This window comes from Dechloromonas sp. A34 (genome assembly GCF_026261605.1).
In the GTDB taxonomy this organism is placed as follows: domain Bacteria; phylum Pseudomonadota; class Gammaproteobacteria; order Burkholderiales; family Rhodocyclaceae; genus Azonexus.
In genome coordinates this window covers 3,082,595-3,106,631 of sequence record NZ_CP102486.1, presented here as the reverse complement: position 1 = coordinate 3,106,631, position 24,037 = coordinate 3,082,595, and the positions used below count along the sequence as shown (strand labels likewise).

The window sequence follows — 24,037 nt, the reverse complement described above, 5'->3', positions numbered from 1 at the left end:
ATAGGAACACTGTCCGCGCAGCGCCTTCGCTACGCGAGGAATAACCGAAGAATTTTAGCATGAGCGAAACCAAGACCAGCATCCCGGTTGTCTGCTTTGAAGGCAGCCCGTATCGATTGCACCAGCCGTTTCCACCGGCCGGCGATCAGCCCGAGGCGATTCGCCAGCTGGTCGAAGGGCTGGAGGATGGCCTCTCCTTTCAGACACTGCTCGGCGTGACCGGCTCCGGCAAGACCTACACGATGGCCAACGTCATCGCACGGACCGGTCGCCCGGCATTGGTGCTGGCGCCGAACAAGACGCTGGCGGCACAGCTGTATTCGGAATTCAGGGAGTTTTTCCCGGAAAACGCCGTCGAGTACTTCGTTTCGTACTATGACTACTACCAGCCCGAGGCCTATGTTCCGTCGCGCGACCTGTTCATCGAAAAGGACAGCGCGATCAACGACCATATCGAACAGATGCGTCTGTCGGCCACCAAAAGTCTGATCGAGCGGCGCGACGTCGTGATCGTGGCTACCGTGTCATGCATCTACGGCATCGGCGACCGCGACGAATACCACAACATGATCCTGACCATGCGGGTCGGCGACAAGCTGGATCAGCGCGCCATGGTCAAGCGTTTGTCCGACATGCAGTACGAGCGCAACGACGTGGATTTTCATCGCGGCATCTTCCGTGTGCGGGGCGACATCATCGACATCTTTCCGGCCGAACATGCCGAGCACGCCATCCGTGTTTCGCTGTTCGACGACGAAATTGAAAGCCTGCAATTCTTCGATCCGCTGACCGGGCATCTCTTGCACAAGGCCCTGCGCTTCACCGTTTTCCCGGCTTCCCATTACGTCACGCCAAGAAGCACGGTGCTACGGGCCATTGAAGGCATCAAGCAGGAACTGCGCGAGCGCATCGACTACTTCGCGAAAAGCAACAAGTTGGTCGAAGCCCAACGTATCGAGCAACGCACAAAGTTCGATCTCGAACTGCTTGACCAGATCGGCTTCTGCAAAGGTATCGAGAATTACTCGCGGCACCTTTCCGGACGCAAGCCGGGCGAGGCGCCGCCGACGCTGATCGACTATCTGCCGTCCGATGCCCTGATCTTCATCGACGAATCGCACGTCTCGATCGGCCAGGTTGGCGGCATGTACAAGGGTGACCGGTCGCGCAAGGAAAATCTCGTCGACTACGGCTTCCGGCTACCGTCGGCGCTCGACAACCGGCCGCTGCAGTTCAACGAGTTCGAAGCGCATTTGCGGCAGACGATATTCGTCTCGGCAACGCCGGCCGAATACGAGAACCAGCATGCCGGGCAGGTCGTCGAGCAAGTTGCCAGACCAACCGGGTTGATCGACCCGGAGGTCATTGTCCGACCGGCTTCGACGCAAGTCGATGATCTGTTGCTTGAGGCCAAAAAGCGCGTCGCGGCGGGCGAGCGCGTGCTGGTAACGACCCTGACCAAGCGTATGGCCGAGGACCTGACGGACTTCCTGGCCGACAACGGAATCAAGGTGCGTTATCTGCACTCGGATATCGACACGGTTGAGCGCGTCGAAATCATCCGCGATCTGCGCCTGGGCGAGTTCGATGTCCTGGTTGGCATCAACCTGCTGCGCGAGGGCCTGGATATCCCCGAGGTTTCACTGGTTACCATTCTCGATGCCGACAAGGAAGGTTTTCTGCGCTCGGAGCGCTCTCTGATTCAGACAATAGGCCGTGCCGCCCGCCACATCAATGGCACAGCGATCCTCTATGCTGATACGATTACAAAATCCATGCAGCGCGCCATCGCCGAAACCGAGCGACGGAGGGAGAAACAGATTGGCTTCAACGTGGAGCACGGCATCACGCCACGCGGAGTGTCCAAGAGGATCAAGGACATTATCGACGGTGTTTATGATAGCGGTACCGCGCAGACCGAACTGAAGGTGGCACAGCGTCAGGCCGCCTACGAAGCAATGGATGAGAAGACGGTTGCCAGGGAAATCAAGCGGCTCGAAAAATTGATGCTCGAGTGTGCGAGAAACCTGGAATTCGAAAAAGCGGCGGCGGCTCGCGACGAACTGTTCCAGTTGAAGGAGCGGGTATTCGGCGCGGTGCGGCACGACCCCAACGGAGATGAGACGAAATGAGCTTTCGCGTGCTGCTCGTCTGTATGGGCAACATCTGCCGCTCACCAACGGCAGAGGGCGTAATTAGAAAATATATTAAAAATAATGGGTTAGTCGATGCAGTTGAAGTTGATTCTGCGGGTACGCATGGCTACCATGTCGGCGAGGCACCCGATTCGCGTACTCAGCGGGCAGCTTCGGCCCGCGGCTACAATCTGACCCAGTTACGAGCCCGTAAGGTCGCCCGCCAGGATCTCGACTATTTCGACCTGATTCTGGCCATGGACAAGAGCAATCTCGACAACCTCTGGCGCATGGCGACACCGGAGCAAAAGGAGCGAATCAAGCTGTTCATGGATTACGCCAAGAATTTCGACGATGACGAAGTGCCGGATCCTTACTATGGCTTGGGCCACGGCTTCGATCTGGTGCTGGATATGGTCGAGGATGCAGCCCAGGGGCTGATTGAAGAAATCAAGCAGAAAATCGGCAGAACCTGAACTGGTTCTCTATCAATAAAAAGGGGCACCCGAAGGTGCCCCTTTTTTCGTCCAGCTATCCGGAATTACTTGCCGGTTTCGACCATCACCAGCGGCGCCTCTTCGGCCTGCTCGGCAAGCGGCTTCTGCTTGCGGGGCGGCCCAGTTTGACCGGTGCTTCGGATTGAGCAACGACGGCTGGCGCTGTGGTCTGTACCAGAACCAGTCCGTTATCGGCCAGAGTCTTATCCAGATCGACGGAGGCAACGACGGGCGGGGTCGGGACAGGAGCGTTGACGCTGCTCTCGACTTCAACCTCAACTGCAACGACCTCTACCGGGGGGGCTCGACGATGGGTGTAGCCACTTCAGCGGCTACCGGCTGGACTTCAGAAACTACCGTCGTTTCCACGACCGGGGTTGCAATCTCGATTGAAGCAGCGGTTTCCACTGCCGGGATCATGACTACGACCGGTTCCTGGTCGAGCAGGGGGGTTGGGGCTTCGTTGATTACTGACGCGCTTTCCTCTACCTGCGGCGCTGCGGATGTGGCTTCAGCTTCCGGACGACGTTCGCCACGGCCGCGGCCGCCGCGACGACCACGGCGACGTGCGCCTTGCTCCTCGCCGTTGCCGGCCTCCTGGCCCTCACCCGAATTTGGCGGCGCACCGATTGCGGAAACATCATTTGCCGCAACGTCGGTAACCGGTTTGCTTACGTTGGCGTCGGCCTGCTGGCGTTCGCCGCGCTCCTTGCGCTCGCCTCGCGGACGACGCTCCTTGCGCTCGCCACTGGCGGCGGCCGCTTCGTCGCGAGGAGGCTTTTCGCCGGTACGCTCATTGCGATTGCCACGCTCTTTGCGCTCTGCCGGCTCATGGTTGCGGTCACCGCGCTCTTCGTCGCGGCGATTGGCGTTACGTCCCCCACGGCGACCATCACGACCTTCGCCGCGTTCGCGGCGACCGTCGTTGCGTCCTTCGCGAGCCTTCTTGGCCGGCTCGGGAGCGGGTGCCGGTTCGACCGCTTGCGGTGCGCTACGGAACCAGGCAGCGATTTTCGAGAACAGACCGCCTTCGGATTTGGCAGGCGCTTGTACCGGTGCCTCAACCGTTTTCTCGGCAAAAAGCGGAGCCGGCTGTTCCGGCGAAATGCTCTTGACCATCGCCTCCTGGCGCGGTTTGGCAGCTTCCTGCTGGGTTGCCTGCTTGATCGCCTCCTCGGTCGGTGCGTCGACCATCTTGTAGGAGGGCTCGCGGATGTCTTCGTTGTTCAGATCGTCGTGGCGCAAGCGGGTAATGGTGTGCGCCGGCGTTTCGAGATGGATATTCGGGATCAGCAGGATGGTGACCTTGTGACGCAACTCGATGGCCTGAACTTCCGGACGTTTTTCATTGAGCAGGAAGGTGGCGACATCGACCGGAACCTGGACATGCACGGCGCCGGTGTTTTCCTTCATCGCTTCTTCTTCAAGGATGCGTAGGATATGCAGCGCAGCGGACTCGCAGGAGCGGATGTGACCGGTGCCGGTGCAGCGTGGGCAAGAGATATAGCTGGTTTCGGCCAGGGCAGGACGCAGGCGCTGACGGGACAGTTCCATCAGGCCGAAGCGGCTGATCTTGCCCATCTGGACGCGAGCGCGGTCGAAGCGCAGCGCATCGCGCAGGCGGTTTTCGACTTCGCGCTGATTGCGCTGGTTTTCCATATCGATGAAATCGATGACGATCAGGCCACCGAGATCGCGTAGGCGCAACTGGCGAGCCAGTTCTTCAGCCGCTTCCATGTTGGTCTTGAAGGCGGTTTCTTCAATATCGGCACCCTTGGTAGCGCGCCCGGAATTGACGTCGACCGCGACCAAGGCTTCGGTGTGGTCGATGACGATGGCACCACCGGACGGCAGATTGACCTGGCGGACAAATGCGGTTTCGATCTGGTGTTCGATCTGGAAGCGGGAGAACAGTGGCACATCGTCACGATAGCGCTTGACGCGATTGACATTGGCCGGCATCACCGTGCCCATAAAGGCGCGGGCTTGGTCGTAGACCTCGTCGGTGTCGATGAGGATTTCGCCGATTTCCGAATGGAAGTAGTCGCGAATGGCGCGAATTACCAGGCTACCTTCGAGATAAATCAGGAAAGCCCCGTTCTGTTGCTTGGCGGCGCCTTCAATGGCAGTCCATAGTTGCAGCAGATAGTTCAAATCCCACTGCAGTTCTTCAGCCTGGCGGCCGATGGCCGCAGTGCGTGCGATCAGGCTCATGCCGTTGGGCACTTCGAGTTGATCCATGGTGTCGCGCAATTCGGCGCGCTCGTCACCGTCAACTCGACGGGAGACGCCGCCGCCGCGCGGGTTGTTCGGCATCAGAACCAGATAGCGGCCAGCCAGGGAAACATAGGTGGTGAGGGCGGCACCCTTGTTGCCACGCTCGTCCTTGTCGACCTGGACGATCAGTTCTTGGCCTTCTTTCAGCGCTTCGTTGATCTTGGCGCGGGAAACTTCGACACCGGGCTGAAAGTAAGCGCGCGAGACTTCCTTGAAGGGCAGGAAACCATGGCGATCGGCACCATAGTCGACGAAGCAGGCTTCGAGGCTGGGTTCGATGCGGGTGATGACACCCTTGTAAATGTTGCTCTTGCGTTGCTCTTTGCTGGCGGATTCAATGTCGAGATCAATCAGTTTCTGACCATCGACAATGGCGACACGGAGTTCTTCCGCCTGTGTCGCATTGAATAGCATGCGTTTCATTGTTTTGGGGCTCCAGCGCACCAGGGCACGCTGCAACGGAACACCCGTACAGGGCAGCGACAGTTTCAGTTATCGGGTTGCGTCATAGGTAAATGGCGATGGCGACGATGAAAGTGCTGATCAACAACGGTTGCGTGCTTTTTCTTGAAATGCGCAACCTGAAAATTCCTGCAACGGGCAATCCGTGCGTGCTTACGGCGGGCTAATCCATTAACATCACTACTTTTGGTGAGTGAACTTAACCAGTCGTTTTACGTTGGTCTGGCTTGTGCAAGTCGCGCAAGAGAGACTTCGGAGCCTGCCGCGTGGCGGTCGCGCTTTCAGTGCGAGGCAAACGGTCTGATGGTTCGGAATCTCTTGCAAACCGAGACGTAAAACGTGGGCAGTATATTAGAAAATGAACAGTGCTGGTAACAATTCCGTCACCCATCTGGTGATCGGCGAAGAAGAGCAGGGCCAGCGTCTCGACAACTTTTTGATTCGCGTTTGCAAGGGGGTGCCGAAGAGTCATCTCTATCGCATTCTGCGTAGCGGCGAAGTACGGGTGAATAGCGGGCGGGTCGATGCGACCTATCGCCTACGTGCCGGCGACAAATTACGCATTCCGCCGATTCGCCTCGCCGAGCGTCCACAAAACGAAGTCGACGAGGCTGCCAAGCAGCGCGTCGATCTCCCAATCATCTATGAAGACGATGCGCTGCTGGTCATCGACAAGCCTGAAGGTATCGCGGTGCATGGTGGCAGCGGGGTCAGCTTCGGCGTCATCGAAGCCTTGCGTCGACAACGACCACTGGCCAAGTTTTTGGAACTGGCGCATCGACTCGACCGCGAAACCTCCGGCATTCTTCTCGTCGGAAAAAAACGACTCGCCCTGACTGCGCTACACGATATGTTTCGCGAGCACGGCGCCGGTGCTGACAAACGTTACCTGGTATTGGTTAAGGGGCGCTGGATGAACAATACCCAGCACGTCAAACTGCCTTTATACAAATTCCTTACTGAAAGCGGCGAGCGGCGGGTTTCGGTCAATTCCGAAGGCAAGCCGTCGCATACTGTTTTTCGGCTGCTGGCGCGTTGGCCCGAGATGAGCCTGCTTGAAGCGCAACTAAAAACCGGACGGACGCATCAAATACGCGTTCATCTCTCGCACCTTGGCTTCCCGATTCTGGGTGACGAAAAATATGGCGATTTCATACTCAATAGGAGCCTGAAGCGCGACGGACTAAAACGTATGGCGCTGCATGCCTGGCGGATGGTTTTCCGCCATCCGCTGACAGCGACACCGATGGAATGCGTCGCAGCACTACCTGACGGGATCAAATCCTATATTGCTGCGGTCGACCAGCAACAGGCACGGGAATTCAGCGCTGAGAATGTTGGCGATATTTTTGCAAAGGGTACGTCAGGCAAATGAAATACGAGCTTGTTGTTTTTGATTGGGATGGCACACTGCTTGACTCCGCGGGCGCGATTGTTTTGGCGATCCAGTCGGCCTGTCGCGACCTCGGACTGGCGATTCCCGATGATGCACGCGCCCGCCATGTGATCGGGCTTGGCTTGGCCGACGCCCTGCGCCACGCCGTGCCCGACCTTCAGCCGGATAGCTATCAGGCCATGGTCGAGCGCTATCGCTTCCATTATCTGTCTGGTGATCATCAACTGACCTTGTTCCCCTGTGTTCGTGAAATGCTGGCTCGCCTCCAGGCAGCCGGCCATATTCTGAGTGTGGCGACCGGGAAGAGTCGCCAAGGTCTTGATCGAGCGCTCGATCACTCCGGTTTGCGGCCGCTATTCCAGGCTTCGCGCTGCGCCGATGAATGCCAGTCCAAACCGCACCCGCAGATGCTCGACGAACTGATGGCGGAGTTTGGCGTTGCGGCTGCTTCGACGGTGATGATTGGCGATACTTCGCACGACCTGTTGATGGCGAGCAATGCCGGTGTCGACAGCCTGGCAGTAACTTACGGTGCGCATCCGCACGAGCATCTGCTTGAGCACAAGCCATTGGCTTGTCTGCATAGCGTTCGGGAACTCGACCAATGGCTGACGAGCTTCGCCTGATCTGCGCCAGTCAAGACCTTGTCGAAGCGGGCAACGGTGTCCGCTTTACCATCAAACGTTACGAGCGAGACGTACCAGCCTTCGTGGTTCGTTTCCATGGCCGGGTTTATGGCTATTTGAATGAATGCGGCCACGTTCCGGCGCAACTCGACTGGTTGCCCGGACAGTTCTTCGATGATTCCAAGCTATACTTAATTTGCTCGATTCATGGCGCGCTTTATGCTCCGGAAACGGGCAGATGTCTCGGTGGACGGTGCCAGGGGAAGGGTTTGAAACCTCTCAGCGTCAGCGAGATCGAAGGCAACATTTTTCTGGACCAACAAAATAATCATGGATAGCCCCCAACCCACTAATGGCACTCCCGGCTGGGAGCGTCAGACCCTTGAAAAGCTCGCCTTCGCGGCGCTCGAGGAGCAGCGCTCCCGCCGGCGCTGGGGTGTTTTTTTCAAATTCCTGGGTTTTGCCTACTTGCTCGTTGTTCTGGTTGCCGTCGTCGATTGGGGGGCTGATGTCGAGCACCAGGAGCGCCATACGGCGCTGGTTAACCTGAATGGCGTCATTCAGTCCAAGGGGGAGGCCAACGGGGAAAATATGATCGCCGCCCTCAATAGTGCTTTCGAGGCAAAAAATTCGGTCGGCATTATCCTGCGCATCAATAGCCCGGGCGGAAGCCCTGTGCAGGCTGGAATCATCAGTGACGAGATCCGTCGCCTGCGGGTCAAGTACCCGGACAAGGTGCTTTATGCAGTGGTCGAGGACATGTGCGCCTCGGGCGGCTATTTCGTGGCAGCGGCCGCGGACAAGATTTATGTCAACAAGGCCAGTATCGTCGGCTCGATTGGTGTGCTGATGGACGGTTTTGGCTTTACCGGGACGATGGACAAACTGGGGGTCGAGCGCCGTCTGCTGACAGCCGGCGACAACAAAGGTTTTCTCGATCCTTTCTCGCCCCAGGCGCCCCAGCATAAAGAACACGCTCAAGTCTTGCTCAACGATATCCACAAACAATTCATTGAAGTCGTCAAGGCTGGGCGCGGTAAGCGGCTCAAGGAGTCTCCCGATATGTTTTCGGGGTTGATGTGGACCGGGGTGCAGAGTGTCGAACTCGGCCTGGCCGATGACTTTGGCAGCGTAGACTCGGTGGCACGAGACATTGTGAAAGCGGAAAAAGTACTCGACTATTCCGTGAAGGACAATATTGCCGAACGCTTTGCCAAGCGACTGGGGGCTAGTACCTTCGCCGGTTTCTGGAACGGTGTTTCAGAGGGCGCCCATAGCGTGCGCCTTCAATAAAGCTCATGCAAGCATCAGGAACACAGTCGGACGCCGCTCGATTTCGGGCGGCGTTTGTTTTTTCCACTGCTCTATTGACCGCGTCAGTACCGACTCGGCCGGTAGGGTCAGGTCGGTCGCGACGGCAAGCCGGGTTCCGGGTTGGCAAGACTGCAAGATGCTGTCGAACATCTGCCGGTTGCGATAGGGCGTCTCGATGAAGATCTGCGTCTGCTTCCGTTTGCGTGATTCGCTTTCGAGGTCGCGCAAGGCCTTCGTTCGCCCGGCCTCTTTTGCTGGCAGGTAACCCTGGAAGGCAAAACGCTGGCCGTTCAGGCCCGAAGCCATCAGGGCCAGAAGCAGGGAAGAGGGGCCAATCAAGGGTACGACCCGAATATTCTCGCTCTGGGCTAGTGCGACCAGATTGGCTCCGGGGTCGGCGACGGCTGGACAGCCCGCCTCGGAAAGCAAGCCGACGTCCTGGCCGTTACGCAAAGGGGCCAGTAGGCGATCCAGTGCATCGGCCTTAGTGTGCTCATTTAACTCGGTCAGCTGCAATTCCTGCAGCGGGGTATCGGTGCCCACCGCTTTCAGAAAGGCGCGGGCGGTTTTGGCTTGCTCAACGACAAAATGGGTCAGCGGCTTGATGACAGCCAGTACACTGGCTGGCAAGGACTCCTGCGGAGGTGTCGGACCAAGGGGGACGGGAATCAGGTAGAGATTCCCAGTCATTAAAGCACCGCCACGCCTTGCTGGCGCAGCATATCGCAAAGCGCGATCAATGGCAGGCCGACCAGGGCATTCGGGTCGTCACCGTTCATGCTGCGCAGCAATGCGATGCCCAGCCCTTCTGATTTGGCCGAACCGGCGCAGTTGTAGGCCGGTTCGCGGCGCAAATAGTTGTCGATTTCCGCATCGCTCAGCTCGCGGAAGGTTACCAAGGTTGGTATGCCTCGTACGTCGGCTGCGCCGGTGCGGGCGTTGAACAAACACAGGCCAGTAAAGAAATTGACAGTTTTCCCAGAAAGGGCGCGCAACTGCTTGACGGCACGTTCGTGTGAGCCGGGTTTCCCGTAGATCTGACTACCCACCGTGGCAACCTGGTCGCTGCCGATAATCAAGGCATCTGGATAGGCTTCCGCAACTGCCCTGGCCTTGGCTTCGGATAGCCGCAAAGCGAGCGACTCGGGCATTTCCCCCGGTAAGGCGCTTTCGTCGGTTTGCGGGTTGGCGACGTCGAACGGCAGGCCCAGGCGGCCCAGCAACTCCCGCCGGTAAGGGGAGGTTGAGGCGAGAATCAATTTCTGTGACATGAAAGACTCATTACAACAAGGTGTTGCAGATAGTTCTTGAAGCAGCACTTTGTTTTGACTTGGAAAGCCAAAAATAATATCATCTCGGGTTTAAGTCGCAACAGCTCAGATTGAAAAGAATTTCGGACGCTTTCGTATTTGCCCGGGAAGGTCGTGTTCTAGAAGGAACATTGGCGGTTTCGGCACTTGAACGCCTGCACGATCTGCTTGCAGAGGTGTCAGGAGAGGTGACTTTTCGCCTGGAGGGGTTCAAGGGGGCAAACGGCGAACTCATGCTGCATCTGGAGGTTTCGGGAGTTCTCCCGCTGGCCTGTCAGCGCTGCCTGAAATCCGTTGCTTTTGATCTCGATGTCGACAATTTGCTGCAGCTCGTCCCCGAAGGTGCCGAGTTGTCGCAGGATGAGCTGGAAGACGACACCCGGGATTTCTTGCCGGTGGCTCGCGAACTGAATGTGGTCGATCTGGTGGAGGATGAAATCCTTCTGACCCTGCCAGTCGCGCCGCGGCACGAAAAATGTGGTTTGCCTGGCGCAGCTGACGCTGGCGAACGGATTAATCCGTTCGCAAAGTTGGCTGGGCTTAAAGGCAAGCCGAACTGATTTTATTGGAGTATCAACATGGCCGTTCAGCAGAACAAAAAATCCCCTTCCAAGCGTGGCATGCACCGCGCCCACGACTTCCTGGTTGCCCCGCCGCTGGCCGTCGAGCCGACCACCGGTGAAACGCATCTGCGTCACCATATTTCTCCCAATGGTTTTTACCGTGGCAAGAAAGTCCTGAAGGCAAAAGGCGAGTAATCATTCATTGAGGGGCAGGCGGTTCGTTTCGGGCTGCCTGCCTTTTCTTTTGCCATGACAACCCGCATCGCCATCGATTGCATGGGGGGTGACCACGGTCCGTCAGTGACGGTGCCGGCGGCTATCCAGTTTCTTGCGGAGCATTCGGCAGCCAATCTCATCCTGGTCGGTCAGGAGGGGGTCTTGCGCCCATTGCTCGGCAGCCATGCTGAAAATCCCCGCCTCCGTATCGTTCACGCCTCCGAAGTTGTGGCAATGGACGAATCGCCAGCGCTCGCCCTGCGTAACAAGAAGGACTCGTCCATGCGAGTTGCCGTTAACCTGGTCAAGGCCGGGGAGGCGGACGCTTGCGTCTCGGCTGGGAATACCGGCGCATTGATGGCTATTTCCCGCTTTGTTCTGAAAATGCTGCCTGGCATCGATCGCCCGGCCATTTGTGCCCCGTTACCGACGGTCAAGGGGCATACCCATATGCTCGATCTTGGCGCGAACGTCGATTGCGGGCCTGAGCATCTGCTGCAGTTCGGCATCATGGGGGCCATGCTGGTGGCTGCCATGGAGCATATCGAGCGCCCGACGGTCGGTATCCTTAATATCGGCGAGGAAGAAATCAAGGGAGACGAGGTCGTAAAGGCCGCGGCGGAATTGCTACGCGCCTCGGATCTCAATTTCATCGGCAATGTCGAAGGCGATGGAATTTACAATGGCGACGCCGATGTAATCGTCTGCGACGGATTTGTTGGTAACGTCGCCTTGAAGACCTCCGAAGGCTTGGCCCAAATGCTGGCTTCGTCCTTACGTAGCGAGTTCAAGCGTAACTGGCTGACCAAGATTGCCGCACTGATTGCCATTTCGGTGCTCAATAATTTCAAGAAGCGTTTCGACCACCGGCGTTACAACGGTGCCATTCTGCTTGGCCTCAAGGGCATTTCAGTCAAGAGCCATGGTTCTGCAGACGTACTGTCCTTTGGTAATGCCCTTTCCCGCGCCTACGATGCGGCGGAAAACCGGGTTCTGGAACGCATAACTGGGCGTATCGCCCAAATGGCCGCGGCTTCAGCCGTTGCTGTGGAGACTCTCTGAATGTATGCACGTCTGATCGGAACCGGCAGTTGCCTCCCCGGCAATCCCGTGAGCAACGACGATCTGGCCGCTCGCGGTATCGATACCAACGACGAGTGGATCGTTACCCGCACCGGTATTCGCAGCCGTTATCTGGCTGAGCCAGGTACCACCTCTAGCGAACTGGGTTTGGTTGCCGCGCAGCGAGCGCTGGAAATGGCTGGGATTGCTGCCAGCGAGCTCGATCTAATTATCGTCGCCACGTCGACGCCAGATTTCATCTTCCCGAGTACGGCCTGCCTGATTCAGGGCAAGCTGGGCAACCGGGGCGCCACCGCTTTCGACGTGCAGGCTGTTTGCGCCGGTTTCACCTATGCACTCGGGATTGCTGAGAAGTTCATCATTTCCGGTAGCCATAAAAAGGCCTTGGTTATTGGTGCCGAAATTTTTTCGCGCATTCTCGACTGGAAAGATCGTGGAACCTGCGTATTGTTCGGCGATGGAGCAGGTGCGGTTGTCCTTGAGGCCTCCGAGAAACCGGGTATTCTGGCTACCGCCATGCACGCAGATGGCAGCCAGAACAGTATTCTGAACGTTCCTGGCCAAATCTGCGGCGGCCAAGTCATCGGCGACCCCTTCCTGCGCATGGATGGTCAGGCAGTCTTCAAATTTGCCGTGCGCGTGCTGGCGGATATTGCCGAAGAGGTTTGTCATTCGGCAGGCATCCTGACCAGTGATGTCGACTGGCTAATTCCTCATCAGGCGAATATTCGCATCATCGACGCCACGGGCAAGAAGCTCGGAATTGGCCGTGAGCGGGTAATCGTCACCGTTGATCGCCACGGCAACACTTCAGCTGCATCGGTCCCGCTGGCGCTAGACGAAGCGGTCCGTGATGGACGTATCCAGCGCGGCCAGAAGGTTCTGCTGGAAGGTGTGGGCGGCGGCTTTACCTGGGGCGCAGCCCTGCTTGAATTCTGATTCAGGAGACTGGACAACATGTCTTTTGCCTTTGTATTTCCCGGCCAGGGCTCGCAGAGCGTTGGCATGATGGCCGCCTACGGCGATGCTGCCGTGGTTCGCGCCACCTTCGATGAGGCTTCGGCTGCCCTGGGCGACGATCTGTGGACCATGGTCGCCGAAGGTCCTGCCGAAATCCTGACGCAAACGATCAATACCCAGCCGGTCATGTTGACCGCCGGCATTGCCGCTTGGCGCCTTTGGCTGGAAAAGGGCGGACGCAAGCCGACGGTTGTCGCCGGTCATAGTCTTGGCGAGTATTCAGCACTGGTTGCTGCCGGCGTCATTGACTTTAAGGATGCCGTGCCGCTGGTTCGCCTGCGGGCGGCTGCCATGCAAGAGGCCGTGCCAGTTGGTACTGGTGCCATGGCCGCGGTGCTTGGGTTGGATAATGCCGGTATTGGGGCTGCCTGCGCCGAAGCGGCGCAGGGTGAAGTGGTCGAACCAGTCAATTTCAACGCCAATGGCCAGACCGTGATTGCCGGCCACAAGGCAGCCGTCGAGCGCGCCATGGAAGCCTGCAAGGCACGCGGTGCCAAGATGGCCAAGGCACTGCCGGTTTCCGCACCGTTCCATTCTTCGCTGATTCGGCCAGCCGCCGACAAGCTGGCGGCCCGTCTTGCCGAATTGACATTGAATGCACCGCAGATTCCGGTCATCAACAACGTTGACGTCACGATCGAAAACGATACCTCGCGCATTAAGGATGCACTGATTCGTCAGGCCTACAATCCCGTGCGTTGGGTTGAGACCATTCAGTCGATGGCCGCCATGGGCATCACCACTGTAGCTGAATGCGGTCCGGGCAAAGTCCTGGCAGGCCTGACCAAGCGCTGTGCCGATGGCGTGACAGGCGTTGCACTGGCCGATGCCGCCTCCATCGATGCCAATCTTGGTCTGGAGTAATTCATGCTGAACGAAAAAATTGCCTTGGTAACGGGCGCCACGCGCGGCATAGGTCGCGCCATTGCACTGGAACTAGGGAGACAGGGTGCGACCGTAATCGGTACAGCAACCAGCGACGACGGCGCAGGCAAGATTGCCGGCTACTTGGCGGAAGCCGGCATCAAGGGGAGAGGGGTTACATTGAATGTATGTGACTCAACCCTGACCGATGCTGTGCTCGCTGACCTCAACAAAGAATTTGGTGCGATCACCGTCCTGGTCAACAATGCCGGCATCACTCGCGACAATCTATCCATGCGCATGGGTGACGATGAGTGGGATGCCGTGATCGACACCAACCTGAAGGCAGTTTTCCGGCTTTCGCGCGGTGTCATGCGTGGCATGATGAAGGCCCGCTTTGGTCGTATCGTGAACATCACTTCGGTGGTCGGCTACTCCGGAAATGCCGGTCAGGCCAATTATTGCGCGGCCAAGGCCGGGGTTGCGGGCATGAGTCGTTCGCTGGCCCGCGAGTTGGGTAGTCGCAACATCACCGTCAATTGCGTCGCGCCAGGCTTTATCGCTACCGACATGACGCATGCTTTGACGGAAGAACAGAAGCAGGCCATGCTGGCAGCGATTCCGCTTGGCCGCGCCGGCACACCGGAAGATATTGCCGGTGCCGTCGGTTTTCTCGTATCCCCGGCTGCTGCCTATGTCACGGGCACGACAGTGCATGTGAATGGCGGCATGTTCATGGATTGATTTCCCGAAGCCCCAGGCTTTTGGTAAACTTGTAACGTTTTTTTTCGTACCCCTGAGGGGAAGGAGCTTTTCTAATGGATAACATCGTAGAGCGCGTCAAGAAGATCGTCGCCGAACAACTGGGCGTGAACGAAGCGGACATCAAGAACGAGTCCTCTTTTGTGGACGATCTGGGCGCGGATTCCCTGGACACCGTCGAACTGGTCATGGCACTGGAAGAGGAATTCGAGACTGAAATTCCTGATGACCAGGCTGAAAAGATCACGACGGTACAGCAGGCTGTCGATTTCATCCTCGCCAACAAGAAGTAATCCAATTCTGGTTGACTAAGGCAAGGCCGGCCCCCTTGGCCGGCCTTGCCACATTTGTTTTCGGAGTGCACCTTGGCACGTCGCAGAGTCGTAATTACCGGTCTGGGCCTCGTTAGTCCAGTCGGAAACACCGTCGAAGAAGCTTGGCAGAATATTCTGGCAGGCCGCTCCGGCATCGCCAATATCACCAAGTTCGACACCTCCACCTTCCCTGTCCGGTTCGCCGGCGAGGTCAAGAATTTTGATATCACCAGCTATATTTCCGCCAAAGACGCCCGTCGCATGGATGATTTTATCCATTTCGGCTTGGCGGCCGGTATTCAGGCCGTGCGCGATGCCGGGCTCGACAAGGAAAATGTAGTAGACCTGGAACGGGTCGGTGTTGCCATTGGTTCCGGTATCGGCGGTTTGCCACTGATCGAAGCGACCAAGGACGAGTACGCTGCCGGCGGTGTCCGCAAGGTTTCCCCGTTCTTCGTCCCGGGTTCGATTATCAACATGATCTCCGGCAATCTATCGATCGAGTATGGCTTCAAGGGACCGAATATCGCCCTGGTGACGGCCTGTACGACGGGTACGCACTCGATTGGCGAAGCCGCGCGCATCATTGAATATGGCGACGCTGATGTGATGGTTGCCGGTGGTGCCGAGTCGACGATTTCTCCGCTCGGCATGGGAGGTTTCTGTGCCGCCCGGGCATTGTCCACCCGCAATGATGATCCCGCCACGGCAAGTCGCCCATGGGACAAGGATCGTGATGGTTTCGTCCTGGGCGAGGGTGCCGGCGTCCTCGTGCTGGAAGAGTACGAGCATGCCAAAGCGCGTGGCGCGAAAATCTATGCCGAACTGGCCGGCTATGGCATGAGCGGCGATGCCTATCACATCACCGCGCCGAATACGGACGGCCCACGCCGTTCGATGCTCAATGCGCTTAAGAATGCCGGTGTCGCTCCGTCCGACGTCCAGTACTTGAACGCCCATGGCACCTCGACGCCACTTGGCGACAAGAACGAAACCGAAGCGGTCAAGCAAGCCTTTGGTGAAGCGGCTTATAAGCTGGTGGTCAATTCGACGAAGTCGATGACCGGCCATCTCTTGGGCGGTGCTGGTGGTATCGAGTCACTGTTTACGGTGCTTGCTCTCCATCACCAGATTTCGCCGCCGACCATTAACATCTTCAATCAGGATCCGGAGTGCGATCTGGATTACTGCGCCAATGCGGCGCGGCCGATGAAGATTGACGTCGCGCTGAAGAACAACTTCGGTTTCGGCGGAACCAACGGTTCGCTGGTTTTCAAGCGTATCTGATCTGGCTGTTGAGTTAGAACGGTGCAGCTTCCGATCACCATCGGACTGCACCGTTCGCGTTTGCTGGATAGCCTAGTTTTTCTTAGCGCGTTGTTGGCCAGCCTGGTCGTTATCGCATTCCCGCAATCGATTGTTGTGCAGGGCGCAATGCTGCTGGCGGTCTGGTATTGCGCCGCCTACACATGGCATAGATTGTCACCGCAATGTGCCGCTATTCACTTTGAGCGAACGGGGCATCTTTCGGTTGCGCTCGCCGGCATGGAAGAGTTTTCCACGGCCGAACTCAGGCCAGGCGCGATTGTTCATCCCTGGCTGACTATCGCTCGCCTGAAGACCGATGGTGGGCGAGTGTGTACGCTGATTGCGACAATCGATAATCTGGAAGCGGAAGATTTCCGCCGCCTTCGCGTCTTCCTGCGCTGGCAGGCGGATTTCAGCGCGCCGAACGACGACGCCTGAGGACGCTGCTTTTTGCCTTTTTCAACATGTCCGGATAGTCGCGCGAGAAGTGAAGCCCGCGGCTCTCCTTGCGCTGCATGGCGCAGCGAACGATGAGGTCGGCTGTTGCCACCAGGTTGCGCAGTTCGATCAGGTCGTGGCTAACCCTGAAATTAGCGTAAAACTCTTCGATTTCCCGCATCAACAGACCAATACGGTGCCCGGCACGTTTCAGGCGTTTGGTCGTTCGCACAATCCCGACGTAGTCCCACATAAAACGGCGAAGCTCATCCCAGTTATGTGAGATGACCACTTCCTCGTCGGCATCGGTGACGCGACTTTCATCCCAGCGCGGCAGGGCGGGTAGTGGCAGCGGACTATGACCAAGAATGTCTTTGACCACGGCTTCGGAGAAGACGAGGCACTCCAGCAGTGAATTCGATGCCAGACGATTCGCCCCGTGCAGACCGGTGCAGGAGGCCTCGCCGGCAACATAGAGGCCGGCGACATCAGTTCTCCCATGGAGATCGCTGATCACTCCACCACAGGTGTAATGCGCCGCCGGGACGACAGGGATTGGCTCCCGGGCAATATCGATACCCAGTTCGAGGCAACGGGCATGAATATTCGGAAAGTGGTTAAGGATGAAGGCTTCACCCTTGTGCGATATGTCAAGAAAAACACAATCGAGGCCACGCTTCTTCATCTCGAAGTCAATGGCGCGGGCGACGATATCACGCGGCGCGAGTTCCGCCCGGTCGTCATGCTCAGGCATGAAACGGGTACCGTCGGGCAGACGGAGCACCCCCCCTCTCCGCGCACTGCTTCCGATATCAGGAAAGACTTGGCCTGCGGGTGGTAGAGGCAGGTTGGATGAAACTGGATGAACTCCATATTGGATACCCGGCAACCAGCCCGGTAAGCCATGGCGATCCCGTCGCCGGTCGATGTATCCGGATTAGTCGTGTAGAGATAGACCTTGCCGGCGCCACCTGTGGCCAGCAAGGTGTTTGGCGCGCCAATGGTGATGACTTCGCCGTTTCGACTATCAAGAACATAAGCCCCAAAGCAGCGGTTCTCGCCGGTACCTAGTTTCTCGCCGGTGATCAGATCAATGGCAATATGGCTTTCCAGTACCGTGATATTGGGATTGGCGCGGACTTTTTTGGTCAGCGTATCCTGCACGGCAAAGCCTGTTGCATCTGCGACGTGAATGACGCGGCGAGCGCTGTGGCCACCTTCGCGGGTCAGGTGATAGCCCGCCTCGTCCTTGGTGAAGGGGACTCCCTGTTCGATCAGCCAATCGATGGCTCGCCGGCCATTTTCCACTACGAAACGGGTTGCCGGTTCATCATTGAGCCAGGCGCCGGCAATCAGCGTGTCCTGAATGTGCGCCTCGATCGAATCCTTGCTATCGAGAACCGCCGCAATACCTCCCTGAGCCCAACCCGAAGCAGAATCTTCAAGACTACGCTTGCTGACCAAGGCGACACGGTGGTCTTTAGCCAATCTGAGGGCGGCCGATTGTCCAGCCAGACCACTGCCAATGATAATTACATCAAAATTCTGCACGGCGGTTCTCTAATTAGGATAGTTTTGCGAGAAATATAGCATGCAAGAAACGATTTACCCCGTTACAGAGTGTCACAATTAAGGATAATTAGTGATCCGCTGCACAAAAAATGCTGCGCTATACTGTTTCTGATAACCATACCAACGACCACCCCCAGGGAATAAGTGAGACATGAGTGAGCGCGAGATCGATCAGGCACTGGTCGAACGGGCACAAGGCGGAGATCAGCGCGCCTTCGACCAGTTGGTGAGCAAGTACCAGCGTAAGTTGGGACGTTTGCTTTCACGTTTCATTCGTGACCAGGCGGAAGTCGAAGATGTATCGCAAGAGGCATTCATCAAGGCATATCGCGCCTTGCCGTCCTTTCGCGGGGATAGTGCTTTTTATACCTGGCTTTACCGCATCGGTATCAATACGGCAAAGAACTACCTGGTTTCACAGGGCCGCCGTGCGCCAACGACGACCGAATACGATGCCGAAGAAGCGGAAGGCTTTGAGGACGCTAGCCAGTTGCGTGACATCAACACCCCGGAAAGCCTGTTGCTCTCCAAGCAGATCGGCCAGACCGTGAATGCTGCAATGGAAGCGTTGCCAGACGAGTTGCGGACTGCGATCGTACTCCGCGAAATCGATGGCATGTCCTACGAGGAAATCGCCGCCATCATGGACTGCCCGATAGGCACCGTGCGCTCCCGCATCTTTCGCGCCCGCGAAGCGGTCGCCGCCAAGCTCCGCCCCTTACTGGATACCGCACCGGACCGACGGTGGTAAGCATGAATCAAGAAATGAGCACCATCCGCGCCATTGTTCGCGCGGTTAACGGCAATCAGGCCGTCGTTGAAGTCGAAGCAGGCGGCTGCGGCCGGTGCCACGAGGAGGGCGGCTGTGGTGGTCAGAGCCTGACGCAGATGTTCTGCAGCGGACACAAGACATATCGGGTTGACAACTCCGCCGGCGCTGGGGTTGGTGACCAGGTGACCGTGGCCATCTCGGCTGGCAGCGTTCGACGCACGGCGAATTTTGCCTATGGATTCCCATTGCTGGCAACCATTGCAGGTGCCGTCCTTGGCATGTCAATGAACGGTGATGTCGGAGCCATGATGGGGGCTGTTAGCTGCCTGGCTCTTTCCATTCTTTATGTCGGAATTCGTTCTCGTGCTGACTCTGGAAATATTGCGGATCGTCCTCATATCGTTTCCAGGCCCTAGTCGAATCAGGAGGTACGTTGCCTATGAAACGCTTCATTGCACTTCTTTCGCTTGTTTTTTTGTGCTCCTTCGCCAGCGCGCAGACTCGCGGGCTACCCGACTTTACTGAACTGGCCGAGAAGCAGGGGCTAGCGGTCGTTAACATCAGTACGACCCAGGTGACCCGCGGACAGAGTCAGTTGATGCCCTTCCCGTTTGATGAGAACGACCCCGCTTTCGAGTTTTTCAAGCGTTTCATTCCGCGTCCGCCCAGTGGGGCGACGCCGCGTGAGTTCGAGAACAAGTCGCTCGGCTCCGGTTTTATCATCAGTAGCGATGGATATATTCTCACCAATGCCCATGTGGTCGACGGTGCCGACGAGGTCACCGTCCGTCTGACCGACAAGCGCGAGTTCAAGGCCAAGACAATAGGTGCCGACAAGCGGACCGACGTGGCGCTGATCAAGATCGAGGCTAGTGGTTTACCGGCGGTCAGGCTGGCCGATCCCGCCCAACTGAAGGTGGGCGAATGGGTGGTCGCCATCGGTTCGCCGTTCGGATTCGACAACTCGGTAACGGCTGGAATCGTTTCGGCCAAGGGGCGCTCGCTACCGCAGGAAAACTATGTTCCTTTCATTCAGACCGATGTTGCCATCAACCCTGGCAACTCGGGCGGTCCGCTTTTCAACATGCGCGGCGAAGTGGTCGGTATCAATTCGCAGATCTATAGCCGCAGCGGTGGTTACATGGGAGTTTCGTTTGCCATTCCCATCGACGTGGCTATGGAGGTTCAGAATCAGCTTCGCACCTCGGGCAAGGTCAGCCGAGGGCGCCTTGGGGTTGTCATTCAGGAAGTCAGCAAAGAACTGGCCGACTCGCTGGGGTTGGGCAAGCCGATCGGTGCCGTGGTGAACGCCGTCGAGAAAGGAGGGCCGGCAGAAAAGGCTGGATTGGAGCCCGGCGATGTGATCCTGAGATTTGACGGCAAAATTATCAACAATTCCGCTGACTTGCCGCGTATGGTTGGCTCCACCCGGCCAGGAGCGCGCTCGGTGGCTCAGATCTGGCGCAAGGGGGCGACGCGTGAGATAAGCATCACGGTTGGCGAGATGCAGGAGGAGAAACTAGCCAATGCCCGGCCGTCGCGGGGTGGTAAGCCTCCCGAGCAGGTCGCGAATCGTCTTGGTCTGGTCGTCAGCGAACTCAACGCCGAGCAGAAGCGGGAGCTGAAAATGAATTCAGGTCTGCTCATCGAGGACGTGCGAAGCGCTGGGGTGCGTACCGATTTGCGCCCAGGGGACATCGTTATCGCAGTAATCAGTAAAGGGGCGACCACCGAGGTAAAAACGGTCGATCAGTTCAATAAGCTGTTGGCCCAGTTCGAGAAGGGCAGTAATGTCACCTTGCTCATCCGGCGAGGCGACATGCAAACCTTTGTCACGATCAAGGGTTTGAATGGGAATTGAACTGACCGTGATGAGCCGCAGTTATTGCCACCTGTGCCATGACATGGAACTGGCGCTGGCTCCGCTGGCTGCCGAATTCGGAGCTACCGTGTGCGTATTGGATGTCGATGCCGATCCAGCTTTGGAGGCAAAGTACGACGAACTGGTACCGGTATTGCTACATGGCGACAACGAGATTTGCCATTACTTCCTGGACGAGCCTAAAACCCGTGAATATTTGGCCGGAATCCGCTAAAATTCAGGGTCTTCTGAACAGGGAAGGGCGCTGAGAAAGCGCCCTTTTTTACTCGCATCAATGGATCACATCCGTAATTTCTCGATCATCGCCCACATCGATCACGGCAAGTCCACACTCGCCGATCGCATCATTCACCTCTGTGGCGGACTATCCGACCGCGAAATGGAAGCCCAAGTTCTCGACTCGATGGATATCGAGCGTGAGCGCGGGATCACCATCAAGGCGCAGACGGCGTCTCTGCAATACAAAGCGCGTGACGGCAAGATCTATAACTTGAACCTGATCGACACCCCGGGGCACGTAGACTTCTCCTATGAGGTGTCCCGCTCGTTGTCGGCCTGCGAAGGAGCGCTGCTGGTGGTTGATGCCTCGCAGGGCGTCGAGGCACAAACGGTGGCCAACTGCTACACCGCAATTGAGCTGGATGTCGAAGTCGTGCCGGTGCTGAACAAGATTGACCTGCCGTCGGCTGACCCGGACAACGCGCGCCAGGAAATCGAGGATGTGATCGGTATCGATGCGACCGATGCAGTTTTGTGCTCGGCCAAGACAGGTCTTGGCGTGGAGGATATTCTCGAGGCAGTGGTCGCCCGCGTGCCGCCGCCGCAGGGCGATCCGGATGCCCCGCTCAAGGCCCTGATCATCGACTCGTGGTTCGATAACTACGTCGGTGTTGTGATGCTGGTTCGCGTTGTCGATGGCGTGATGCGCCCAAAGGACAAGCTCTTGTTCATGGCAACCGGCGCACTTCAATTGTGCGAGCAGGTCGGTGTCTTCTCGCCGAAATCGGTTTCACGCGATGCACTGCGTGCCGGCGAGGTCGGTTTCGTCATTTCCGGCATCAAGGAACTGACGGCAGCCAAGGTCGGCGACACGATTACTCGGGTCGATCGCAAGGCCGCCGCCGCCTTGCCCGGCTTCAAGGAAATCAAGCCACAGGTCTTTGCCGGCCTCTATCCGGTCGAGTCCAATCAGTACGACTTGCTACGCGAATCACTGGAAAAGCTCAAGCTCAACGACGCTTCCCTGCAATACGAGCCAGAGGTTTCGCAGGCGCTCGGTTTCGGCTTCCGTTGCGGCTTCCTTGGCTTGCTGCACATGGAAATCGTCCAGGAGCGCCTGGAGCGCGAGTTCGATCAGGATCTGATTACCACGGCACCGACTGTGGTTTACGAAGTGGTCATGCGGGATGGTTCGCTGATCCAGATTGAGAATCCTGCCAAGCTCCCCGAGCTCAGCAAGATCGAAGAAATTCGCGAACCGATCATTACGGCGACGATTTTCGTGCCGCAGGATTATCTGGGCAATGTCATTACGCTCTGCAACCAGAAGCGGGGCAATCAGGTCGACATGCATTACCACGGCCGCCAGGTCAAAGTGGTCTATGAGATGCCAATGGCTGAAGTGGTGATGGACTTCTTCGACAAGCTAAAGTCGTGCTCCAAGGGCTATGCCTCGCTCGACTACGACTTCAAGGAATACCGGGCAGCCGATGTCGTCAAGCTCGACATCCTGATCAATAGCGAAAAAGTCGATGCGCTATCGCTGATCGTCCATCGCGCCAACTCGCAATATCGCGGTCGGGAACTCGCTTCCAAGATGCGCGAATTGATCCCGCGCCAGATGTACGACGTCGCGATCCAGGCAGCCATTGGCTCGCACATCATCGCCCGCGAAAATGTCAAAGCCATGCGCAAGGACGTGCTGGCCAAGTGTTACGGCGGCGACATTACCCGCAAGAAGAAGCTGTTGGAAAAGCAGAAGGCCGGCAAGAAACGAATGAAGCAGGTTGGCAGCGTGGAAATCCCGCAGGAAGCCTTCCTTGCAGTACTGCGCGTCGATAACTGAGAATTGTGATGAACTTTGCCTTGATACTGTTTGTATTGCTGGTGGTGACCGGCGTGCTTTACGCAGTCGATGTTCTGAAGTTCCGGAAACTGCGTAGCAAGAATGGACCTGAGCCATTCTGGGTAGAGTGGGGGGCTAGTTTTTTTCCGGTAATCCTGATCGTTTTCGTACTCCGTTCCTTCCTCTTTGAACCATTCAAGATTCCCTCGGGTTCGATGATTCCGACCCTGCTGGTTGGCGACTTCATTCTGGTCAATAAATACACCTACGGTATCCGCCTGCCGGTGATCAACAAGAAGATCATCAGCATCAATGAGCCGCAACGCGGCGATGTCATGGTTTTTCGTTACCCGGAAGACCCTTCGCTCGATTACATCAAGCGCGTCGTCGGGGTGCCGGGTGATACGGTGAGCTATCAGAACAAGCGCCTGACGATCAACGGTCAGCCGGTTGAAATGACCAAGACGGCCGATTTTCTTCATCCGGAGCGCCTTTACTACTCGGAGCAATATCTCGCCAAGATGGGCAATGTCGAACATCGACTGCTCAACGATACCGATGCTCCGGCATTCGTGCCGGACGGCGGACGCTTTCCGCATCGCGAAAATTGTATTTACAATGCCGCTGGCGTGACTTGCAAGGTTCCTGCCGGGCATTACTTCATGATGGGCGACAACCGGGACAACAGCCGCGACAGTCGCGCCTGGGGTTTCGTACCTGAAGAGAATATCGTCGGCAAGGCTTTCTTCATCTGGCTGAATTTCAGTGATCTTGGCCGAATTGGTTCGTTCAAGTAAGGGATATCAAATGAAATATCAACGCGGCGTAGCGCTTTCTGGCTTGATCTTCTGGGGCATCATTTTCATTCTGGTCGCCGTACTCGGTATGAAAGTAACCCCCAGCGTCATCGAGTACTCCAAGATTCTGAAGGATGTCAAAGCGACCGCGGCCAAAATGGGGCCGGAATCAACGGTGGCCGATGTCCGCAATACTTTCGACCGCTTCGCGGAAATCGACATGCTGGAGTTTTCGGGCAAAGAACTTGAGATTTCCAAGAATGGCGGAAAGATCGTTATCGAATTCGCCTACGAAAAGCGGATCCCGCTCTTTTGGAACGTCAGCCTGCTTATTGACTACAAGGGAAGCAGTGTCGGGCAATAA

26 protein-coding genes and 1 pseudogene are annotated in these 24,037 nt (G+C 57.2%); 22 read left to right on the top strand and 5 right to left on the bottom strand.

The genetic code is table 11. The features are described 5' to 3' along the window. The first annotated feature begins 59 nt into the window (after window positions 1-59). Together uvrB and NQE15_RS15550 are read left to right on the top strand one after the other, a co-directional pair. Complete coding sequence (uvrB, locus tag NQE15_RS15555; protein WP_265942574.1) at window positions 60-2,132, top strand: excinuclease ABC subunit UvrB; 2,073 nt, start codon at window positions 60-62, stop codon at window positions 2,130-2,132. Further along, a complete protein-coding gene (locus NQE15_RS15550; RefSeq protein ID WP_265942573.1) occupies window positions 2,129-2,611 on the top strand; it encodes a low molecular weight protein-tyrosine-phosphatase in 483 nt (160 codons plus the stop codon). Before uvrB ends, NQE15_RS15550 begins: the two co-directional genes overlap by 4 nt. Window positions 2,612-2,923: 312 nt before the next feature. Here the strand turns inward: NQE15_RS15550 and NQE15_RS15545 are convergent, their stop codons facing one another. Further along, the gene (locus NQE15_RS15545; RefSeq protein WP_416336470.1) at window positions 2,924-5,332 is read right to left on the bottom strand and encodes an Rne/Rng family ribonuclease; all 2,409 of its coding nucleotides are present in this window, start codon (window positions 5,330-5,332) and stop codon (window positions 2,924-2,926) included. A 397-nt stretch (window positions 5,333-5,729) separates the two neighbouring features. On the opposite strand from NQE15_RS15545, the gene NQE15_RS15540 reads away from it, so the two are divergent. From NQE15_RS15540 to NQE15_RS15525, 4 genes are read left to right on the top strand one after another with little or no spacing between them, the layout of a single operon-like run. Continuing rightward, window positions 5,730-6,746, top strand: coding sequence for an RluA family pseudouridine synthase (locus NQE15_RS15540; protein WP_265942572.1), 1,017 nt, complete (start codon window positions 5,730-5,732; stop codon window positions 6,744-6,746). Beyond that, a complete protein-coding gene (locus NQE15_RS15535; protein WP_265942571.1) occupies window positions 6,743-7,393 on the top strand; it encodes an HAD family hydrolase in 651 nt (216 codons plus the stop codon). The genes NQE15_RS15540 and NQE15_RS15535 overlap by 4 nt, the downstream gene beginning before the upstream one ends. Then, window positions 7,372-7,731 (top strand): Rieske (2Fe-2S) protein, encoded by a 360-nt coding sequence (locus tag NQE15_RS15530; RefSeq protein ID WP_265942570.1) that lies wholly within the window; start codon window positions 7,372-7,374, stop codon window positions 7,729-7,731. Before NQE15_RS15535 ends, NQE15_RS15530 begins: the two co-directional genes overlap by 22 nt. Further along, window positions 7,724-8,686 carry a S49 family peptidase gene (locus NQE15_RS15525; protein WP_265942569.1) on the top strand — a complete coding sequence of 321 codons (963 nt, stop codon included), beginning with the start codon at window positions 7,724-7,726 and terminating at the stop codon, window positions 8,684-8,686. Before NQE15_RS15530 ends, NQE15_RS15525 begins: the two co-directional genes overlap by 8 nt. Window positions 8,687-8,689: 3 nt before the next feature. On the opposite strand, the gene NQE15_RS15520 is transcribed toward NQE15_RS15525, so the two are convergent. Beyond that, on the bottom strand, window positions 8,690-9,397 hold the full coding sequence (locus NQE15_RS15520; protein WP_265942568.1) for an SAM-dependent methyltransferase: 708 nt from the start codon (window positions 9,395-9,397) through the stop codon (window positions 8,690-8,692). Then, window positions 9,397-9,978, bottom strand: a complete 582-nt coding sequence (locus NQE15_RS15515) for a Maf family protein (RefSeq protein WP_265950306.1) — start codon at window positions 9,976-9,978, stop codon at window positions 9,397-9,399. Before NQE15_RS15515 ends, NQE15_RS15520 begins: the two co-directional genes overlap by 1 nt. Window positions 9,979-10,088: 110 nt before the next feature. On the opposite strand from NQE15_RS15515, the gene NQE15_RS15510 reads away from it, so the two are divergent. The 9 genes from NQE15_RS15510 to NQE15_RS15470 all read left to right on the top strand — a co-directional run bounded on the left by NQE15_RS15510 (window position 10,089) and on the right by NQE15_RS15470 (window position 16,585). Continuing rightward, entirely contained in the window at window positions 10,089-10,577 is a 489-nt protein-coding gene (locus NQE15_RS15510) for a YceD family protein (RefSeq protein ID WP_265942567.1), read from the top strand. 18 nt (window positions 10,578-10,595) lie between these two features. Further along, entirely contained in the window at window positions 10,596-10,775 is a 180-nt protein-coding gene (gene rpmF / locus NQE15_RS15505) for a 50S ribosomal protein L32 (protein WP_203466559.1), read from the top strand. A gap of 54 nt (window positions 10,776-10,829) precedes the next feature. Further along, window positions 10,830-11,858 (top strand): phosphate acyltransferase PlsX, encoded by a 1,029-nt coding sequence (plsX, locus tag NQE15_RS15500; RefSeq protein WP_265942566.1) that lies wholly within the window; start codon window positions 10,830-10,832, stop codon window positions 11,856-11,858. Continuing rightward, window positions 11,859-12,818, top strand: coding sequence for a beta-ketoacyl-ACP synthase III (locus NQE15_RS15495; RefSeq protein ID WP_265942565.1), 960 nt, complete (start codon window positions 11,859-11,861; stop codon window positions 12,816-12,818). Between the two features lie 18 nt (window positions 12,819-12,836). After that, window positions 12,837-13,763, top strand: coding sequence for an ACP S-malonyltransferase (gene fabD, locus NQE15_RS15490; protein WP_265942564.1), 927 nt, complete (start codon window positions 12,837-12,839; stop codon window positions 13,761-13,763). A 3-nt stretch (window positions 13,764-13,766) separates the two neighbouring features. Next, window positions 13,767-14,507: a 3-oxoacyl-ACP reductase FabG gene (gene fabG / locus NQE15_RS15485; protein ID WP_265942563.1), complete on the top strand. Its 741-nt coding sequence runs from the start codon at window positions 13,767-13,769 to the stop codon at window positions 14,505-14,507. Window positions 14,508-14,581: 74 nt separating this feature from the next. Further along, window positions 14,582-14,818, top strand: a complete 237-nt coding sequence (gene acpP / locus NQE15_RS15480) for an acyl carrier protein (protein ID WP_203466564.1) — start codon at window positions 14,582-14,584, stop codon at window positions 14,816-14,818. Between the two features lie 72 nt (window positions 14,819-14,890). Further along, window positions 14,891-16,126, top strand: coding sequence for a beta-ketoacyl-ACP synthase II (fabF, locus tag NQE15_RS15475; RefSeq protein ID WP_265950303.1), 1,236 nt, complete (start codon window positions 14,891-14,893; stop codon window positions 16,124-16,126). A gap of 21 nt (window positions 16,127-16,147) precedes the next feature. After that, a complete protein-coding gene (locus NQE15_RS15470) occupies window positions 16,148-16,585 on the top strand; it encodes a protein YgfX (protein WP_265942562.1) in 438 nt (145 codons plus the stop codon). Here the strand turns inward: NQE15_RS15470 and NQE15_RS15465 are convergent. Then, a complete protein-coding gene (locus NQE15_RS15465) occupies window positions 16,560-16,838 on the bottom strand; it encodes a hypothetical protein (protein WP_265950300.1) in 279 nt (92 codons plus the stop codon). The genes NQE15_RS15470 and NQE15_RS15465 overlap by 26 nt on opposite strands. A gap of 216 nt (window positions 16,839-17,054) precedes the next feature. Further along, window positions 17,055-18,136: pseudogene (gene nadB, locus NQE15_RS15460) on the bottom strand (L-aspartate oxidase); the annotation flags it as partial. Between the two features lie 172 nt (window positions 18,137-18,308). Between nadB and rpoE the strand changes: the two are divergent. Genes rpoE through NQE15_RS15425 form a run of 7 tightly spaced genes read left to right on the top strand, consistent with a single transcriptional unit; the run spans window position 18,309 to window position 24,037 of the window. Next, window positions 18,309-18,908: an RNA polymerase sigma factor RpoE gene (gene rpoE, locus NQE15_RS15455; RefSeq protein ID WP_265942561.1), complete on the top strand. Its 600-nt coding sequence runs from the start codon at window positions 18,309-18,311 to the stop codon at window positions 18,906-18,908. 2 nt (window positions 18,909-18,910) lie between these two features. Beyond that, entirely contained in the window at window positions 18,911-19,345 is a 435-nt protein-coding gene (locus NQE15_RS15450; protein ID WP_265942560.1) for a SoxR reducing system RseC family protein, read from the top strand. A 23-nt stretch (window positions 19,346-19,368) separates the two neighbouring features. Then, complete coding sequence (locus NQE15_RS15445) at window positions 19,369-20,790, top strand: DegQ family serine endoprotease (protein WP_265942559.1); 1,422 nt, start codon at window positions 19,369-19,371, stop codon at window positions 20,788-20,790. Next, complete coding sequence (locus NQE15_RS15440) at window positions 20,780-21,025, top strand: glutaredoxin family protein (RefSeq protein ID WP_265942558.1); 246 nt, start codon at window positions 20,780-20,782, stop codon at window positions 21,023-21,025. Before NQE15_RS15445 ends, NQE15_RS15440 begins: the two co-directional genes overlap by 11 nt. A gap of 60 nt (window positions 21,026-21,085) precedes the next feature. Continuing rightward, window positions 21,086-22,876: a translation elongation factor 4 gene (lepA, locus tag NQE15_RS15435; RefSeq protein WP_265942557.1), complete on the top strand. Its 1,791-nt coding sequence runs from the start codon at window positions 21,086-21,088 to the stop codon at window positions 22,874-22,876. A gap of 8 nt (window positions 22,877-22,884) precedes the next feature. Then, on the top strand, window positions 22,885-23,673 hold the full coding sequence (gene lepB, locus NQE15_RS15430; RefSeq protein WP_265942556.1) for a signal peptidase I: 789 nt from the start codon (window positions 22,885-22,887) through the stop codon (window positions 23,671-23,673). A 10-nt stretch (window positions 23,674-23,683) separates the two neighbouring features. Then, the gene (locus NQE15_RS15425; RefSeq protein WP_265942555.1) at window positions 23,684-24,037 is read left to right on the top strand and encodes a DUF4845 domain-containing protein; all 354 of its coding nucleotides are present in this window, start codon (window positions 23,684-23,686) and stop codon (window positions 24,035-24,037) included.